The 18,490-nt window shown below is 48.8% G+C and carries 7 protein-coding genes; 2 read left to right on the top strand and 5 right to left on the bottom strand.

The window, feature by feature from the left end; genetic code table 11:
• Positions 1 to 401: 401 nt before the first annotated feature.
• The 3 genes from HDT28_07355 to HDT28_07345 form a co-directional block, all read right to left on the bottom strand.
• Positions 402 to 1,598, bottom strand: a complete 1,197-nt coding sequence (locus tag HDT28_07355; GenBank protein MBD5132383.1) for a hypothetical protein — start codon at positions 1,596 to 1,598, stop codon at positions 402 to 404.
• A 210-nt stretch (positions 1,599 to 1,808) separates the two neighbouring features.
• Positions 1,809 to 5,195: a UvrD-helicase domain-containing protein gene (locus tag HDT28_07350; protein ID MBD5132382.1), complete on the bottom strand. Its 3,387-nt coding sequence runs from the start codon at positions 5,193 to 5,195 to the stop codon at positions 1,809 to 1,811.
• Positions 5,188 to 8,079, bottom strand: coding sequence for a hypothetical protein (locus HDT28_07345; GenBank protein ID MBD5132381.1), 2,892 nt, complete (start codon positions 8,077 to 8,079; stop codon positions 5,188 to 5,190). Before HDT28_07345 ends, HDT28_07350 begins: the two co-directional genes overlap by 8 nt.
• Positions 8,080 to 8,206: 127 nt before the next feature.
• Between HDT28_07345 and HDT28_07340 the strand changes: the two genes are divergently transcribed.
• Together HDT28_07340 and HDT28_07335 are read left to right on the top strand one after the other, a co-directional pair.
• Complete coding sequence (locus HDT28_07340) at positions 8,207 to 9,205, top strand: hypothetical protein (GenBank protein MBD5132380.1); 999 nt, start codon at positions 8,207 to 8,209, stop codon at positions 9,203 to 9,205.
• Entirely contained in the window at positions 9,202 to 10,074 is an 873-nt protein-coding gene (locus tag HDT28_07335) for a RimK family alpha-L-glutamate ligase (GenBank protein ID MBD5132379.1), read from the top strand. The genes HDT28_07340 and HDT28_07335 overlap by 4 nt, the downstream gene beginning before the upstream one ends.
• 21 nt (positions 10,075 to 10,095) lie before the next feature.
• Here the strand turns inward: HDT28_07335 and HDT28_07330 are convergent, their stop codons facing one another.
• Both HDT28_07330 and HDT28_07325 read right to left on the bottom strand, forming a co-directional pair.
• A complete protein-coding gene (locus tag HDT28_07330; GenBank protein MBD5132378.1) occupies positions 10,096 to 10,410 on the bottom strand; it encodes a hypothetical protein in 315 nt (104 codons plus the stop codon).
• Between the two features lie 139 nt (positions 10,411 to 10,549).
• Positions 10,550 to 18,490, bottom strand: a 7,941-nt coding sequence (locus HDT28_07325) for a leucine-rich repeat protein (GenBank protein ID MBD5132377.1), incomplete at its 5' end; no start/stop codon positions are given.

Here is an 18,490-nt window from a genome sequence, read left to right as displayed (position 1 = left end):
GTCCTCGCTGTTGTTACACGCTACCAGCGCTACAGGTGTTGCTGCCAGCAATACTGCCAGCACCCCTAGCGCTTTCTTTTTGCGTTTCTTGCTCTCGTCCATAACTCTTGCTCCTTTAAAGAGGGGATTGCTTTTGCAGCGTAGGCGCGGCATAGACGGGTAACATTTAGCAAATCGGCGACGGAAGTGTAGTCACTCCTACATGACCAAGCCGCCTAGCCAAGCGTAGCCCATTCCGCCGATGCATACGCTGTAAAAACATAAAGGCGCCATGAGAATATCATCTCATGACGCCTTCGTCTATATTGTTTGGTAGTTTACCATAATAATATTTGCTTTGTCAAGCAATTATACGAATTTTTTAATATTTATTTTCTTGGTTTTGTTAAGAAAATTTTATACTATTTCGCCGCGGACATCGCTTTAAGAAGCTTGCTGAGCGCTTCGTTCAAACGCTTCTTGGTTTCGGGCGAGCTGTTTTCGGGCTTAGCGCGTTCCTTTTGAAGTCTGGTCGCGACCTCACGCATAGCTTCGCGCGAAGCGCCCTGCTGCGATATTCTCTCGATTTCGGCGATTACTTCGTCGGCGGAACTGCCACCGCCTGCGGTTTGAGCTTGAGCGGTCTGCTGAGGTCTTGCCTGCGCCTGCTGTTGTGCCTGCGCGGCTTGTTGCTGTTGAGCCTGCTGCGCGGCGCGAGCCTGACGGAGCGCTTCCTCGCGCGCCTTTCTGCGAATTTCCTCGTCGCTCTCCTGCTGTTCTACTACGGGCGCTGCCTCGTAAACGGGCTGCTCTGCGTACGCCGCCTGCGGCTGTACGTATTCCTGCTGAGGCTCGGCATACACGGCCTGCGGCTCTTCGTAAGCCTGTTGAGGTTCCGCATAAACAGCCTGCGGCTCTTCATAGGTCTGCTGAGGTTCGGCGTACGTTGCCTGAGGCTCGGAATAAGCCTGATGCGCTGCCGCCGCGCCGCCGTTAACGTCGCCGTCCACTACGGGCGCGAACTTCTCGTAAAGCTTAGCAGCTTTGCCGTAAACCGCTCTGCCGACTATGCCGCCGATCAAAATGAGTATGCCGCCCAACATAAGAACGAGTGCGGGCGCGGTGTTTTGCGTAAACGCAAGCCATGTATAATCGACAACTTCCGCCGCTTCCTCGCCTTCTTCGAGTAGCGCAAACCCTGCATCCTTCGCGCCCTCGGGCAAAACCGCTATGGGCGAAATAACGAACGCGAGCGCCGCGCAAATAAGCGTTGCAACGAGCACGACCAACCAAACCTTGGAAATCAACGAATGTTTGTACGGTTCGTTAACGCAAACGTCCTCGCTGACGAGTATGGACGGTCTGACGTTACTCAAACGCGCGTTCTTATATCTCGTCTTAACGGACTGCGGCATTTTCTTCATAGCGGCTACCGCCTTGTCGGGATGAGCGACGGCGGATTTCATAGCCGAGGTCGTTTGTTTCAGCTTGCCGCTCACGAGCCCCATAACGAGAGCTACGACAAAAGCGACTACGACGACGGCGAGAAAGACAAACAGCCAAAGATTGGCGGTAAGCCCCAGCGTCTCGTGGAACAGCTTGTAGAGTGATTCGAGCATTATTTTCTCCTTTCGGCGGCAAAGGATAACCTAAGCCACACTACCGTGTATTTATTAATATACACCGCGTATATTTTAGTTTAACATATATAAAGAAAAAAATCTATACTTTTTGCAAAACTTTTTTCCGATTTTGCTAAAAAATCGCCAAATAAACGGCCAAAACGCCCGATTTTCGGGCTGTGAACGCCTCTATGCAGTCGCCCAACCCTAAAAATCGACAAACTCGCCCGAAGTAAACGAATACAGACAGGCGCGCTTGACCCTGATACCCGTCGACTTTTCCACCGCCTTGGAGTAGAGCTCGAGCTGAGTGCGGTAGCCGTCATTGCGCAAATGCTCGGGATCGCCGGTCTTGTAATCAACGATAATCGCCTTACCGTCCGAGTCGATGATAAACAAATCGATAACGCCCTGAACAAGTACGCCGGCGCCGTTATACTCGGTCGTTTTATAAAGCTCGTCGGCAGAGACGTCCACTATGAAATACTTTTCCTTGGCGTGTGCGCGCGCGTTTCTCACGAGCGGCGCGACCGCCTTTACGGCGCGCGAGATATCGTCGAAGTTTACTAGCTCGGCGTTTTCGCAAACCGCCTTTACACTGTCGATATCGGGATTTAGCAAATCGACAAGCTCCATTGCGCGGTGGTACGCCGTGCCACGCAGTCTTGCGTCCGCTCCGCCCGAGCCGACCGTATCTCTGTCGTCGTCTGTAACAGGCGGAATATATACAGGCAATTCATCCTCGTCCGCGCTTTCCTCTTCGCTCGCAACGCGCGTTACACAAGTTTTTATCGGAAGCTCACGCGCCTTATGTGTTTCGGTATACTTGGCGTTGGATAATTCCAAACGTGTTTTTATGGCCTCAACCGCTTTCTGGCAAACGTCTAAAGGCTCGTCGGCAGGCGCTCCCGAGTAATCGGGAACGTCGCTCGGCAGCGACGCGATATTGCGCATGAAATCGAGCATACGCCGAGCGTCGGGTGGCGACGGGTATGCGACGGGCGCGTCGGCGCGGCAGCAGCATAACAGTCGGCGTTTGGCGCGGGTAAGCGCAACGTACAATAGGCGCAGTTCTTCCTGCCGCGTGACCTGCGGCGCGGATAAGTTGGCCAAGCAATACGGGATACTTTTAGTAAGCGTGCGTGCGGCGGTATCGGGCGATTTTATAAATACTCCGCTGTCGCCGATTATCACCTTGCCCACGTTGTCGCGCTCATTAAATCTATGTTGGAGGTCAGCAACAATGACAAAATCGTACTCCAAGCCCTTAGACGAGTGAATTGTCGTAATGATAACGCCGTTACCGCTGTCGTCCGCTTCTAACTCGAAGTCAGCGGCGTCGTAATATTCGAGGAATGCATGAAGGTCAACACGCTTCGCCGAGGCATAGTCTATAAGCGCCTGCACCGCGCCCGCCTGTCCGCCGTTTTCGTACACAAACTGGAAATAGTCGATGACCGAAGTGATCTCGCCCAAAACGCTGCCGCAGTCACGCACCTTGGCGATCTTGGTAAACCCGTCGAGTATTTCGAAAAATCTGTCCAAGCGAGATTTAAGCGCCCCGTCGTAGGCGGCCGCCTTTTGAATAAAAGCGTGATCCTTGCCGTTAGGCGAAAGGCATGGTGCGTCCTCCGGAATAAGAGACTCTCCCGTTTTAGATATTTCGAGAAGCTCTTTATCCGAGAACCCGCCCATAGGCGAGCGCAATGCGGTATACAGCGCGACGTCGTCCAGGCGGTTGTCCACGCACCGCGCTATATCTACGAGCGCGACCGCTTCGGGATAGCTCTTGACAGACGACTTGCGCCCGAAGGTGTAGCTTATACCGCGAAGCTTTAATTCTGCGGCGAGAGAAGCACAAAACGTAGGATCTGCCGAGCGCATAAGCACTGCAATATCGCTTAATTTGAAATCAGTCTTTTTACTGCTTTCGCCCCTATTCTGCGCTTCACGCTCCGCGCGCTCGTTTTGCTCGGCGACATATTGGACGATACTATCGGCAATAAACTTTGCCTGCGGATCGCAGTCGTTTCCCGCCGCGGCGTTTTTAACCGAATACTCGCCGCTCATATCGTCCGACTGCTTTTTCTTCTCGACGGGCGGAACGGCAACAAACCGCGCGTCGCCGTACTTAATATCGGGTCTGCCGCAAACGAGCTTTTGCTCGGGCGTGGCGTAATCCACACCGCCGAAATCCTCGGTCATAACACCGCTCATAACACGGTTTACGAAATCTACAACCTCGTTCGAGGAACGGAAATTCTTTGCAAGCGCGATATGTGTTATTCCGCTTCCGTTTTCGGCGCGTGCAATTGCGTTTTTGAAATGCGACGGACTGCATCTGCGAAAGCCGTAAATGGACTGTTTGACGTCGCCGACAACGAAGGTCTCCGCGCCGTCGGTATGGCCCGAAGCATCGCTGCCGGCTCCAAGAAGATTGGCAATATCGTTTTGCAACGGGTTGACGTCCTGAAACTCGTCGATAAATACGAACCGCACGCCGCGCATAACGCTCTGCAAGCACTCGTCGTTTTTAAGCACACGGTACGCACCGTGTTCTAAGTCGGAATAATCGATCTTGCCCTGCTTTGCTTTGCTGTCGGCGTAAGCGGTCATCGCGTCGCGAGCGACGGCACATAACGCTTTAATATACGGATAGCTCTCTATCCCCCTCGCCTTGTCAGCTTCATCGTACTGCTCGCGGAGCTTTTTAACATTCTCTCTCAAATCGGAAAAGGTCTTACCGATTATCGATTTTTCGGGGGTATCGCACTTAAACTTTTTGCCGACGAGCGAAGTGAAGCTGTTTATCTTGCCGTCGATATAGTCGATAAATTCGTCGATTATTTCAAGATGCCCCGCCATCTCGTTTGCTTGCAGTCGCTGTTTTAGCTCGTCCACTTTATCTTGAATATCGGCGCGCTTATCGGCAAGCAAGCTTTTTAGCGCGGCGTCGTATTGATCGTCGGGCTTGGCGCGATCGAGATACTCGTCGGGATCGGACGTCGACAACGCAAAGTCGACAATATCGGACACCGCGTCTATAAGCCCGTCGCTGCTCCTGCGCGTTTTGAGCATATCGGATACCGCGGCGAAATACTCGTCGCCGCTTCTCTTTGCGCGCTCGATTGCCGCAATGACCGCCGCGCGTTTTATCAGCCCGGCTTCGCCTTCCTCGCAAACAACCGCCGCAGGGTCGATCTCCGCCGCAAAGAAATACTGCTTAACAAGCTTTTGGCAATAGCTGTGGAGCGTGCCTATATTACAGGTCGAAGTTTGTTCGAGCGCGGCGAGCGCGGCGGAGCTTATCCGCTCGTCGACATGGCGCGAAAGAATAGCTAGCTTTTCATTCAGCTTAATGCGCATATCCTGCGCAGACGCACGAGTAAACGTTACGATAAGCATATCATTTAGGCTAGCGCCCAAAAGAAGCTTGTTTATGATCCGCGCGATCATGACCGTCGTTTTGCCGCTGCCCGCGCCCGCCGACACGATTATATTTCCGTCCTCGGTAATTGCGCGGTACTGCTCGGGCGTAAACGGTCTGCCGTCATTAATGAGTAAGCTCACGCTATCGAATAATAAATTACTCATCGTCGCCCTCCTCTGCGGTACGCACCTTTACGTCCCCCAAACAGATGCCGCCGAACGGACAGTAATCGCAGCCTTTACTTATCGGCGTGCGCTCTATATAACCGTCCTCTATTTCGTCGTACGCAGTAAGCGCATTGCGCACGCATCTGTCTACGAGCTCGCCGAACTTGTCGCGAAGTAGCGTCGAGCCACTGTTACCGTGAACCTTGACCTCTCCGTCCTTACTCTTTAACCGTGCGGAAAAAAGATAGGACGACGAATAACCGTCTCGACTCGCAGGGTGCGACAATATATCGTTCTCGTACTCGACTATTAAATCTCCGTCGTTTATCATTCGCCCGTTCATGGGTTTGCTGTCCGCGTCGTACTTTTGCGCAAGCGTAACATAGAATACGCCGCTTATTTCCTTTCCGATAAGCCTCTTGTTTTCGGTATTGCGCATGGCCGACGCCGCATACAGCGGAAGCTGCATATCGGTACCATTAAGACACTTTTGAAGAGAGAAAACCTTTTTGCCAGTTTTGTAGTCGATTATACGGATATGCTCACCGCACTCGTCTATTCTGTCGATCATGCCGCGCAGCTCTCGTCGCACTCCCGCACCGTCGTTAAGATCGATATTGAATTTATCCTCGGTGGCAATGGGAATATACGAGCCCGACTTGATAATGTCGGTATTGATAACGGCAAAATCTACGGCGTCATCGATAAGATTACCGAGCACGGCTATATCGTCGATTTCCATCCCCTTGTTTTTAAGCGCTTTATCAACAAGCATAGCGACCTTCTCGCGCGAGCAATCGTAGGTCCCGTCCTTTATGAACAACTCCATAAAATCGTGCACGACCGTGCCGAAATCCGGCGCGCCGAGCACGCCCACGCGACGCTCTTTCAACCCGACCGAATGCTTCAAGAACCGCTTGTACGGACAAGTGAAAAAATCGGTAAGCTCGCTCGCGGACAAATGATCTAAGCTGACTCCGTCCAATTGTGAGTCGAACCCTGCCGCCGTCATTTTGTTTTGGGGCACGGCCGTAGCAACCGATTGATAAAGCTTGGACGATTTTCGCGCCGCTATCTCGCGTGCCGCGCCGGTCGTACAAGCGTGAAAAGTAAGCGCCTCGAGCGTTGAGCTTTCATCGAACCTATACCTTATATCCTCGCCAGACGCGACTTCGAGAACTCCGTCCATATCGAGAAAGTTATTCTGTTCGGCGTACTCTGTGACTTCGATTTTATCGGCAATCATGTACATAAAGCTCGACGGTTTACTGCGCCCCGCTTCCGAGTACGTAAAAAGCAGTTTCTTTGCGTTAATCACAACTGCTTGGAGCTCGATACGTTCGCGCTTGTTTTTGAGCGCAACCTTTGGCTCGATAACGCTACCCGATTTTTCGAGCGCCGAAAGCTCGCTGTCAACAAGCAATCCGTCATCGGCGGAAGCGACGGGCAGCAAGCCCTCGTTAAAGTCGGCGACGATAAGGAAGGGCGCAGATGACAGCCTAAGCGTTTGCGGAAGCGTGACCGAAACGGTATCGCGCCTACGCGGCACGGTCTTGATTTCCAGAGCGCGCGCCGCCGCAAAAAAGCTTTCGGCGTCCTCTTCGAAATCGCCGGACCCGAAATTTTTCAACAGCTCGGCGAGCTCGACTACGGGCGTGACAATATCCGTGCCGATATTAAGCTCCGCAGCGATACTCTCGAAGTCGAACTCGTCTATAACCTTTTTCACGGCGTTGCCGAACGAACCGTCGAACGCCGTAGTAAGCGCCTTGGCGCAAGCGACTGCGTTCTTTACCCCGTCGGATGCTTTCGAGTAATCGCGGTCGAGCGCGCCGTAGCCTACGCCGTGCGAGGTAACGTACGATTGAAGCACGAGCGCGTCAGAGTCGTCGCATCCCGAAAACGGGTTCCTGCACAGCGAAACAAGGCTCGCGCCGTCGCCGCCTGTTTTGAGCCTGTAGATATGATAGATCGCGGCGAGCGACGGTTGCTCGAAAAGCGGCGTGCTCTCGTCGGCATACACCGGAATTTCGTACTCATTGAGAATACGCAAGAGAGAGCGCGGTTCGGGACAGATTATAGAAACCTCTCCGTACGCGCCGCCTCTGCGGTCCACGTAATCGCGAATGGTTGCGGAAATATATTTGTACTGAGAAATACGGTCGGGCGCGGCGAAAGCGGGAACGCTCTGCACTCTGCCGCTCGGCGCGGTCGCTTTGTACTCGGTAAATGACAGTGCACAGCCCGCTATGCGGTCAAACACTCGACGGTTGAGCCGCGTCGTGTCTATATCGCCGAGTGAATAGCCGATAGCATAGAAATGCGCACGGCGAACGAGCGCGCTATTTGGCAATTCTCTAATGAGCGTGATAAGCCTGTCCACCGCGTCAACGTTATCATTTTTGAGTTTGTCGTATGCTTTTTTTATACGCGCCAAATCGCGAAGCTTACAAGCGGTATTGCGGTCGGTCGCCTGCGCCGCGGCGATATCGAGCTCTACGTCGGACGCGCCGATTTGCAAAAGCGTGGCGTACGCCTCGCGCCCGAACCCCGAGAACGCAGAAGCGCGCTTATAGTATTCGAGCTCATCCTTGACTGCGGCGATAGCACGCGACGTCAGCATCACCCCGCCCTCGCGCGACAGCGTGGTAACGGGCGAAATGCGCTTAGCCAGCCTTGATATCGTAAGCACCTCGCAGTCGAGCGCGCCGCCGCCCGAAAACAACGCGCGCTCAACGCTCTGGGTGTACCTGTCCGGCGTGAGCACTATGTAATCGACCTGCGGGTCGTACGCTCTGCCGTCAAGCTCTTCCTTTAACGCAGCCAGCGCGTCGGTATAATTATCGAACGATAAATCTCTTCTCTCGCGTTTTTCGGTCATGCAAATATTATATACTTTATTGAAAATAAAAGCAAGAGTAAATCAAATCGCAATTTCATAATTCACAATTTCCAATTACCAATTTATTTAACTTGCCAAACCCGTTAATTTGTGCTAAACTATCGGCATGAACAAAAGCATTAAAAGTAAACTTTGTATATTCCTAGCTGCTTCGACCGCGCTGTCGCTCGTAGCGTGCAGTACGGAAACGCCCGAAAGCGATTTCGATAATCCCCTGCCCTGGCACGACAATGCTTCGACGGGCTCGTACGAAAAGCTCGACTACGCCGTCAAAATCTACGACACCACGACAAGCACCGCCGAGGACGCGCGCACTCAGATAGCTGACGGCACGCTCACGTACACGCTTACCGAATCGCTGTCCGATTATTCCACTTATATCACCGTCAACATGAGTATGTCGGTAACGTATTTTCAGGACGCGCCCGCACCCGACGCGGGACTTACCGATACAATAACGAGTACGGTCGAGTTCGCATCGAACTCGCTCGCCGTTCGGCGCATGGAAAAAACGGTCGACCTCGCCGACCGCGCCGATACCGCCAACCTTTCGTACAATGTGACGGCGAACTACTTCAACGAGCACGACGAGCACGTGGCGACCTTCCATTATACAAAACAGGAAAACGCCGAAGAGCAAACCATGGCGCTGCCTACCGACGTTTGCCGCGATAACGAAATGATGTTCTACTGCGCTCGAGCGCAAGCAATAGGAAACAACAGCTCGACCAATTTCAAAATGGTAAATCTCTTCGACAGCTTCAATAACAATAAGCTCACCGAATACCGCATATCGGTATCGGGCGGCGAAACCCACACAATGAATATCGGCGACTGGGTAAAGGACTACGGCGTAGAAGCCGTTACCGACGAGCAAACGGGCGAAGTTTCCTACCCCGTGTCTTGCACGTACACGAGCATGATCATAAACGACGAAAAACACGGACCGCCTTACGTGGTTCTCTATTCTGACAAGGCGTTCACCAGCGGCGGCTACTCGCACAAAAAAATTCCAGTACGCATAGAGTACAGTCAATATACGGGGAACTCGCCCTACCGCCATACCGAATACACACTTACTGCCTGCGACTTTCAAAAGAAATGAGAAAGGCAATCATCCTTGTAAACGCTTACGCCCTCTCGCCGCTCACCCGTCAAGTCGAACGGTTGAGTGACGAGCTCAATAAACGCGGAGTTACCGTTGTCGCTTACCGCAACGACGGACTGCGCGCGGCGATCGAAAACGGTAAAACAACTGTTGACCACACCGCCGATTTTTGCATATATCTCGATAAGGATAAGTATATAGCTCGCATGCTCGAAAAGTCGGGCATGCGGCTTTTTAATAGCGCCCAAGCGATTGAGAACTGCGACGATAAAATGCTCACGCATATCTTGCTTGCAGATAACGGTGTAGCTATGCCAGACACTATACCGGGACTGTTATGCTATAACGACGGCGAACAGCTAAACGAAGTCGCGCTCGATAAGATCGAAAAACGGCTCGGGCTACCCGTGGTGATCAAGCTCTCCTACGGCTCTATGGGCAAGGGCGTGTTCTTAGCAAAAACGCGCACCGAGCTAAGCGCGACCGCAAAAAAGCTTCAACTCTACCCTCACCTATATCAGAAATATATCTCGTCGTCGCACGGCAAGGATATGCGCGTTATCGTGGTCGGCGGCAAAGTCATCGGTGGCATGATACGCTCATCCGACAACGGTGATTTTCGATCGAATATCGGGTTAGGCGGGCATGCGCAAAAAGTCGACGTGCCGAGCGAAATAAAAAAAGCCGCAATAAAAGCGGCAAAGATTTTGGAGCTTGACTACTGCGGCATCGACTTTCTGCTCGGCGAGAAACCACTACTATGCGAAGTTAACTCCAACGCATTCTTCGATGCATTCGAGGAAGCAACAAATATAAACGTTGCCGGCGCCTATGCCGACCATATCTTAAAAGAAGTTTATAAATAAACCGACACAGATTTGCGTGTATTATATACACTCTATACTGAAAGGATTGCCCTTAGCGGGAGTATAGTGCGCCTTTACGAGGAGCGCTACGTCGTTCTCGCCCGACGGTACGCGAAGCGCGGCTTGCATCTTTCCCACGGCAAGTAGCACTACGATTTCTTCATCAGGAATATCGACGGTAATCTCCTTGCCGTTTTTCAGTTTGCCCACGTTTTCGAACAGCATATCATCTGCGCGTAGCGACGCCTTAGACTTTTTAAAGCACTGAACATATAAATCGGGGCGCGTAACGCACTCGACGAAACTCCATTTTCTTTTGACTGTAAGCTTACGCATAACCACCGCCGAAATATCTTTTGTCTATTATACAATTCCCTGCCGACTTTTGCAAGCCTATAAGCATATAAAAAACCTACCGATTGGCTTTAACCTTTCGGTAGGTTTTAAGTATGTAAGCTATTATGCGTTTTTACGACTACGCCGCAAGCTGAGTTTGATTGACGTCACCATCACCCTCTTCGGTAACAGCATTCTTAGGACCCCAAACGACGTTAGCCTCGCCGTGCCAATCGTCGCGCCAGTCCTCGGGCTTCTCGGTGTAGTTGAGAATGCGGATCGTCTGCGCGCTCGTCCAATCGCTGAACGGATAATTGCTGCCCGTAACAGTGTTACTATCCAAATAAAGCTCAATTTCCGTAAGCGCGTGGCAACCTTTGAAAGTATCGGTATTCAACTTCGTCGGGAACGTGCCGCGGAACGTCACAGATTTAAGATTAGAACAGCCTTCGAACATACTGCCGGAAAGAGTGCGCATCGTATTGGGAATTTCAATAGTTTCGAGCGAAGTATTGTTACGGAAGATGCTTGTGCCGATAGAAATGTAGTTCGCATTATCGGGCAAATTAACGCTAGTAAGCGAAGAACATTCCGCAAAGCATTCGTTGCTAAGAGTCAAGTAACCTGTAATTGTTCCGAATGATATAGTTCCCAACAACGAGCATCCCTTAAATGCCGCAATATCAACTTTTCCGCAAGGGATTGTGATTTCGGCAAGACTCTCGCAGTTCTCAAAAGCTCGTCTGGGTATATCGTATAACGTAGAAGGCAAACTAATCGTTGTGAGCGAAGTGCAACCTTTGAACGTACCGCCCGACGAGGCAGTCGTGTTCGGAGAGGTCGCCGTGTAAGACCATAAATACATAACGCCTTTTTTGAGATCTGCGTTGAGCAATCCCGTGCAGTTCGCGAACGCATAGTTTTGTATTTTCACTACTGTCCCGGGTACGACTAATTTAGTTATGTTTGCACATCCCTCAAATGCGTTCTCGCCGATTTCCTTTAATTTAGTATATTTCTCTAACGAAACCTCGCCCTTTATTCCGCTTCTTCTGAATGCATGGGATCCGATAATCTGTATACTATCGGAAAGTGAGAAGCTCTCTAACGCCGTACAACGATAGAACGCAGCGTTACCGATTTGGCGTATACTTGCCCAGTCTACCGTAGTAAGGCTTGTGCAGTTCGCGAAAGCGCCTTCACCGAGATATGCCGAACGACTGTTAAACTTAACCGTCGTAATGGCAGTACCGTCAAATGGCGATACAACACTTACCCCGGTAGAAATATAATCGGCATCATACTGATAATTTGCAGAAGACAACGTAGCAGATATATATATGGGCAAAGTACCGGATGCGAATTCTACGGTAGTAAGTTGACTCGCGCCGGAAAACACTGGACCGGCTATATTCCATATACTTGCAGGTAAAACAATGGTCTCTATTCCGCTACCGTTAAATACATTTGAGCCTATCGTATCGATCTTAATACCGCTTGCGAAATCAAGATTTTTTAGATCTTCACAACCCATAAATAGTTCGTCTTTAAGCTCGTACACTTGATACGGAATTTCTACCGTCGTAAGATTTATACAATTCTTGAATGCGGCGCTTCCTATGCTGATTACCGTCGACGGGAGATTGATATTAGCAAAAGCGCAATCCTTAAACGCACTGTCGCCTATTACGGCAAGACTGTATACTTCCTTATTTTCTTCCGTGCGCGTGGCGAAGGTAACGGAAGTCAAGCCGCAACCGTCAAACGCGTTGGCGCCTATCGTGGTTACCGTGGACGGGATGGTTATTGTCGTGAGCTTGCTGCAACCGGAGAACGCGCCATCGCCTATACTAACGAGACCTTCCGAAAGCGTTACAGAAGTAAGCTCGGTACAGTCCTTAAACGCACCGGACGGAATAACCTGAACACTATCCAACACCGTAACGCTTGTTATAGCCGTTTTGGCAAATGCTGCGGCGGCTATAGATGTTATAGTATTAGGCAACGAAATCACACCCGATGTTGAAGAAAGCACGCCAATAATCCTTGTTTCCGACATGTCGTAAATAGCTTTTCCGTCTGTACTCTTATAAAGAGTATTCCCCGCCGCAACGTCGATCGCGGAGAGCGCCGTACAACCGGCAAACGGGTTATCGCCTAAATTCGTAACGGACGCCGGAATATTGATTGTAGTAAGAACATCGCAGTTTTCAAACGCACCATTATCAATACTGGTAAGTCCCTCGGAAAGAGACAACGTTACTATCTTAGTGCCGCTCAATGCATTTACGCCTATATTCCTAATACAATCGGGTACGGTGAATTCGGTTATACTAACGCAATTTTGGAATGCACCGTCGCCGATATCGGTAAGCATACCACCTATACCCGTGAACTCAACAGTCGAAAGATTAGTGCAATCCGCAAACGTATAAGTACCGAAATCGGCATAAGCGTCAGTCGAGATTGAAACACTTGTGAGCGCCGTGTTATTAGCAAACACGTTGCTACCGAAAGAAGTAACCGCGGTGGGCAGCGTGAGCTCAACAATACCACAACCGTAAAAAGCACTATTACCCAATGTTTCGATATTATCTGCATTTTCTATACTCTCAAGTTTGGAACGGTTATAGAATGCATAATTACCTATGGAAACACTGCGTCCGCCGAAATCTATCGTTTCAAGATTTACACAATCGATGAACGCACCGTTACTGCTGGCTGTAGTTGTAGTAATAGTTAGAGTTATGGCGTCGTCCGAATTTTCAAAAATCAGATTTTTCAAACCGTTGTATTGTTTGAATGAATTTAATTGAATGGTCGTAACAGACGCTGGTATTGTTACCGTAGCTAAATTATCGCAGTTTCTGAAAGCATACGTTCCAATGGTAGTCAAGCCGCCAAGCCCTTTCAACGTTGTAAGCGATGACGCACCGTCAAACAAGTAGTTGGGAAAGGCGACGGTACGATTACCGAAATCTATTTCCGTAAGATTAGGGCACCCGATAAACATACGGTACGGCTCATAATCGGTAGTTGAGCTAGTGGCAGAAGTACAGCTTTTAATGGTCAGCGTAGCCGTACCTTGGTTGAACTTTATTTTTTCAAGTTTGTCACAACCGTTGAACACACCGTATGTTTTACCCGAACCGCTATTATTGCCAAACGTTGTAACACTGCCCGGGATATCGATCGTTACTATCTTAGTGCCGCCGAATGCTTCCTCACCTATTGTTAGCAAGCCTTCCGGCAACACAATACTCGAAACTCCGGTATTTTTGAATGCGCTATTACCTATAGCTGTCACTGTAGAAGGTATATTGATCGTATTAAGCTTTGTACAATTTTCAAAAGCGCTTGCATTTATGGCAGTAAGCCCACTCGGTAGCGTAATGGAAGAAAGATTACTGCAGCCGATAAACGAGCTACCAATTGTCTTCACACTATTGGGAATCGTTACGGAAGTGAGTGCCGTGCAGTTTTGGAACAAAGTAGTGCCTAAACTATTTATGTTTGCTTCAATGTTTGCTGTTGTAAGATTAGAACAACCGTTAAAAACACCCGTACCAAGTGACGAAACAGTTGAAGGTATTGTAATTGACCCAAGACTTGTACAACCACTAAATACACTATTACCGATCGTCGTAACGGTTGACGGTATGGTTATCGACGTCAACGACGTGCAATTAGCAAACGTGGATGCGCCAAAAGATTTTATACCTGTTCCGATCGTAATACTACTTAACGCACTGCAACCACTAAATGCGATATTACCTAATGAGGTTACACTGTTGGGAATAACTACGTTATCTAATTTTCTGCAATTTTGGAACGCATTTGCTCCGATTGATTTCAACGCATAATCGCTTTGCACCTTAGGAGTGAACGTTATGCTCAGCAATGAAGAACAACCATTGAATGCACTACCGCCAATAGTCGTTACGTTTTTGGGGATGGTTATGTTCTCCAATCCACTGCATCCATTAAACGCGTTAGCTTCTATACTCGTCATAGGGCAGTCCGACGGAATAATTATTTCTTTCAAGTTCGTACAACCGTTAAACGCATAAGCACCTATGGTTGTAAGCTTCGACGATTTATCCTCGTCATCGTCGTTTTCGGCAGGGATATTCTCAAAAGTGATTTTTCTCAAATTCGCACAACCGTTAAACGCACGCGGACTAATCGATTTTACGTCAAAGGGCACTACGAAATTCGGAGACGCGTTATTCGGAGAATACCATACCAAGTTCCTAGAACCATCGGAATTATTCGTATACTTAACAATCTGCACTGTGCCGTCTGTGCTGTCACCGTGAATCCTAACCGCCGTTGCCGGAATATTACTGGCAAGCGTTATATCATATATTTTATCTACCATTGCATTTGGCAACACCAAACTCGTAAGCGTAACGCCGGAGAAAATTTGACTTCCTACGCTAGTTACAGACGTTATATTCGGGAATTCAAACGTCGTTAAAGCAGTGTTTTGGAAAGAATTGCCACCCACACTCGTAAGACGACTGTCACCGTGCTGAGTATCAAATGTTACTGATTCGAGCGAGGTACAATTTTGAAATGCATAAACACCTATTGAGGTAAGCCGCGCCGGCAAAATAATTTCCGTTAGAGCCGAACCGGTAAACGTACCGGTAGAGGATAAACTGTTCATTACCAAATTAGGCAATGCCGCAGCTTGCGTCTCATCGGTATACTCGTCTTCTTCATTCTCCTCAAACACTACATTAGTGACGCCGGATTTATAGAATGCAGTTGACCCTAAATATGTGGTTTCCTTCGAGATCGTGACGGTGCCGTTCTTTGTAATCGGACAGAACAAAAGCATCCATTTATTTATTTTATCACCGTTACCGTCTGTGCCGGTATAGTACAAAATACCTTGATCGTCGGAATAATAAGTCCCGCCTTCCTCAACATTGAATTCCCTTAATGATGTTAAAGGCGAAACAACGTTATAATTTTCCGTTATCTTATATGCGCTGGAATAATAGTAAATAAACGAAGCAGGATCGTCTTTTAAAGCGGCGGTACGCTTAGGTAGACCCAAAGACTCAAGCGATATGCAATCTTTAAATACATCCTGCCCAAACGAAACGTTACCCTCCGTACTTCCCGCTGTATAAGTAACCGAAACAAGTGACGTACAACCGCTGAACGCCTCTTTACCTACTGCATATTGTGTGCCCGTACCGTTCTTAATCTTCGAACCGAGGTTTACTGTAGTAAGGCTCGAGCAACGACTAAACATATACCCGGGTATACGCGTTAATCTTTCGGGAAGCGTTATATTCACTAACGCCGTGCAACCACCGAAAATACCGCCGCTCGTTGCTTCCGCGATGACAAGATCAACGTTGCTATCCTCAAAATTGACAGTAGTTAACGCTGTGCAAGAACTAAACACGCCTGTACCCATGCTTGCAACCTTTGCGGTTACTGTAAATTCGGTAAGCGCTGTATCCGAACCGAATGTAGAATTGCCTATTGTATGTAAATCATTTGTCCCGTCTTCCTTCTTTGCAAACGTTACCGACCCGAGCGATTTACAATTATTGAATGCAGAGTTACCTATACTCGTTATACTTGCAGGAATTTCTACACTTGTAATAGCCGTACCGTACAAAAAGAAGTTGGGTATTTGCGTTAATCTCGACGGAATATTTATTGAATTAAGCTTATCACAATTTTGGAAAGTATTCGCGCCGATTGTAATAGATTTGGTACCGCCTTCCTCAAACTCAACCGTACGAAGCCCTTTACAATTTTGGAACGCATTTGCCCCAATAGTCTCAACGTTCTTTCCGATTATAATCGAAGTAATATTATTATTTCCCTTAAATACGCCTCCCCCAATAGAAGTAAGTGTATCGGGCAATACAACCGCACCCGATTTGGTGTACGGGAAATAAATTAGACTTTCGTATGCGCCTTTGCTGTCGATCTTATATATGATGTCGTCGTACTCTGTATAATTTTTATGACCTTTCTCCACAGTAACGTGAGCAAGGTTTTTGCAATCGGTAAACACGCCGCTACCGACGTTGGTTATAAATAAGCGAATGGTGAACGAAGTTAACCCCTCACAACCTTCAAATGCGCTTACGCCGAGCGACAGCTTTGCTCCGTCCTCCGCTCTATCCGCATAGCTTACCGTTCTCAAATTCTTGCAAGAGCAGAAAGCATAATCACCTAGTTTCGTTAATTTTGCAGGAAGTTCTACGACAGTCAGCCCCCTACAACCGTTAAATGCATAGTTGCCGACCGTAGCGACCTCCGCACCAAACGTAAACGTTTTAATATTAGAACAACCGTCGAATGCGGAATTACCTATGCTCGTTACCGTATTGGGAACTGTAAAGGCAGTCAACGCGGTGCATTTATAAAAAGCTTTATCGCCAAGTGCGACTACATTCGAACCGTCCGCAAACGTAACCGACGACAATCCGGCGCAGCTCGCAAACGAACTCTCGCCGAGACTGAGACTGAATAGATTATCTTCAGCACCCGCAAAGACAACGGTATTTAACGTCTTACAACCCTCAAATGCACTTTGCCTAACATTAGTAATCCACGAAGGAATAGTAATACTTGTAAGATTTGTCGCTTTATAGAATGCCTTTTCGCCTATCGAAGTAATAGCCGCCGAAGTTATGTTACAAGTCGTCTTCGCCACGGGGAAATAAACGATTTCTTTCGCCGCCGTTTCTACGAGCATGTCATCGACTATGGAGTATTTTCCGCCCTGCTCTACGTCCACCGTATTAATCGCCGTACACGAGTAGAACATATTTGCATTAAAGCTTTCCATACGCGCAGGGAACGCAATAGTAGTGAGTCCGGTACAGTTGCGGAACGCGTTGTCCTCTATTATAACCGATTCTATATCTGTGCCTTCGAGATTCTTATTGAAATTAACAGAATGAAGATCGGCGCAGTTATAGAATGCATTACCGTAAATATGCGTGACGCTTGTAGGAATATTTACGGTGTTTATTTTGCCGGCATTGAACGCTCGTTCCGAGATTGCCGTGACAATGTTTGGAATATCAAGAGTCCCCGTTCTACCTGCGGGTACATATTTCAATTCGTATGCGTCTTGTTTATTATCGTACACTACCAAAACGCCGTTGGGTGATGAATAAATAGGCTCGACAACTGTTGAGACGTGCTCTATATTTATCTCTTTTAAGTTTGAGCATTTATCGAACGCACTACTGTCGACCTCGATATTTGTAACAGTATCGTATATCGTTATTCTTTCGAGAGTGCTGCAAGATTGGAAAGCATAAGCGTCGACGACCGTTACCAACCGTTCGCCGTGAACGTCGTCGTCATAGCTCTTTGGCACGGTTATTTGCTTAATCGACGAGCTTACCATAGTGTTTGCACACTTCGCAACCGCGTAAGTCTTACTGTTTTCGAGATACACAAAATTGAACACGCGTAAATACTGCGCGTACATTGTCACGCCGAAACGATTTTGCCAACCGCCATAGCCTTCGCCTAATTCGTTCGTATAACGTATACCGCCTGTCGGTGCACTGAACCAACCGACAAAGATATCACGCGCATCGTTGGGCGTAGGTACTTCGAGTTTATACGGTTTAGTGTATTGCAAAGTACCGGAAGTGCTAACCCCTTTACCGTCACCGTAATCGTATTTTGCCGAATAGATATCGGGCGTCCAGTCTACAAACAGCATCATATCGCCGGCGCTTTGCAACGTCATGTCGCCCTCGTATTTCTGTCCGTTTCCGTTTGCTCCACCTATTGAATTATACCAACCGTTAAACACGTAGCCTAATAAAGCCGTATCCGGTAATGTAAGAGTATCCCCGATTGCAAGGTATTGATCGTTTACAGCCGATCCACCCTGCGTATCGAACTTTACAGTATACGCATATACGTTTATCTCTTCGCTCTCGTTAGCGTTGCTTACAGTTATCTTATTGTCGCCGGCCTTCGTCAGCGTTATCCTTGTCGACGTCTTTCCGTCCGTTATCGTCTTTACTGTTACGCCGTTGACCTTTACGGTATAGTCAGTCACGCCCAATACAGG

Source organism: Clostridiales bacterium, from assembly GCA_014799665.1.
In the GTDB taxonomy this organism is placed as follows: domain Bacteria; phylum Bacillota; class Clostridia; order Christensenellales; family Pumilibacteraceae; genus Anaerocaecibacter.
The sequence above is the reverse complement of the archived record's forward strand: the minus strand, read 5'-3'. Positions and strand labels throughout refer to the sequence as shown.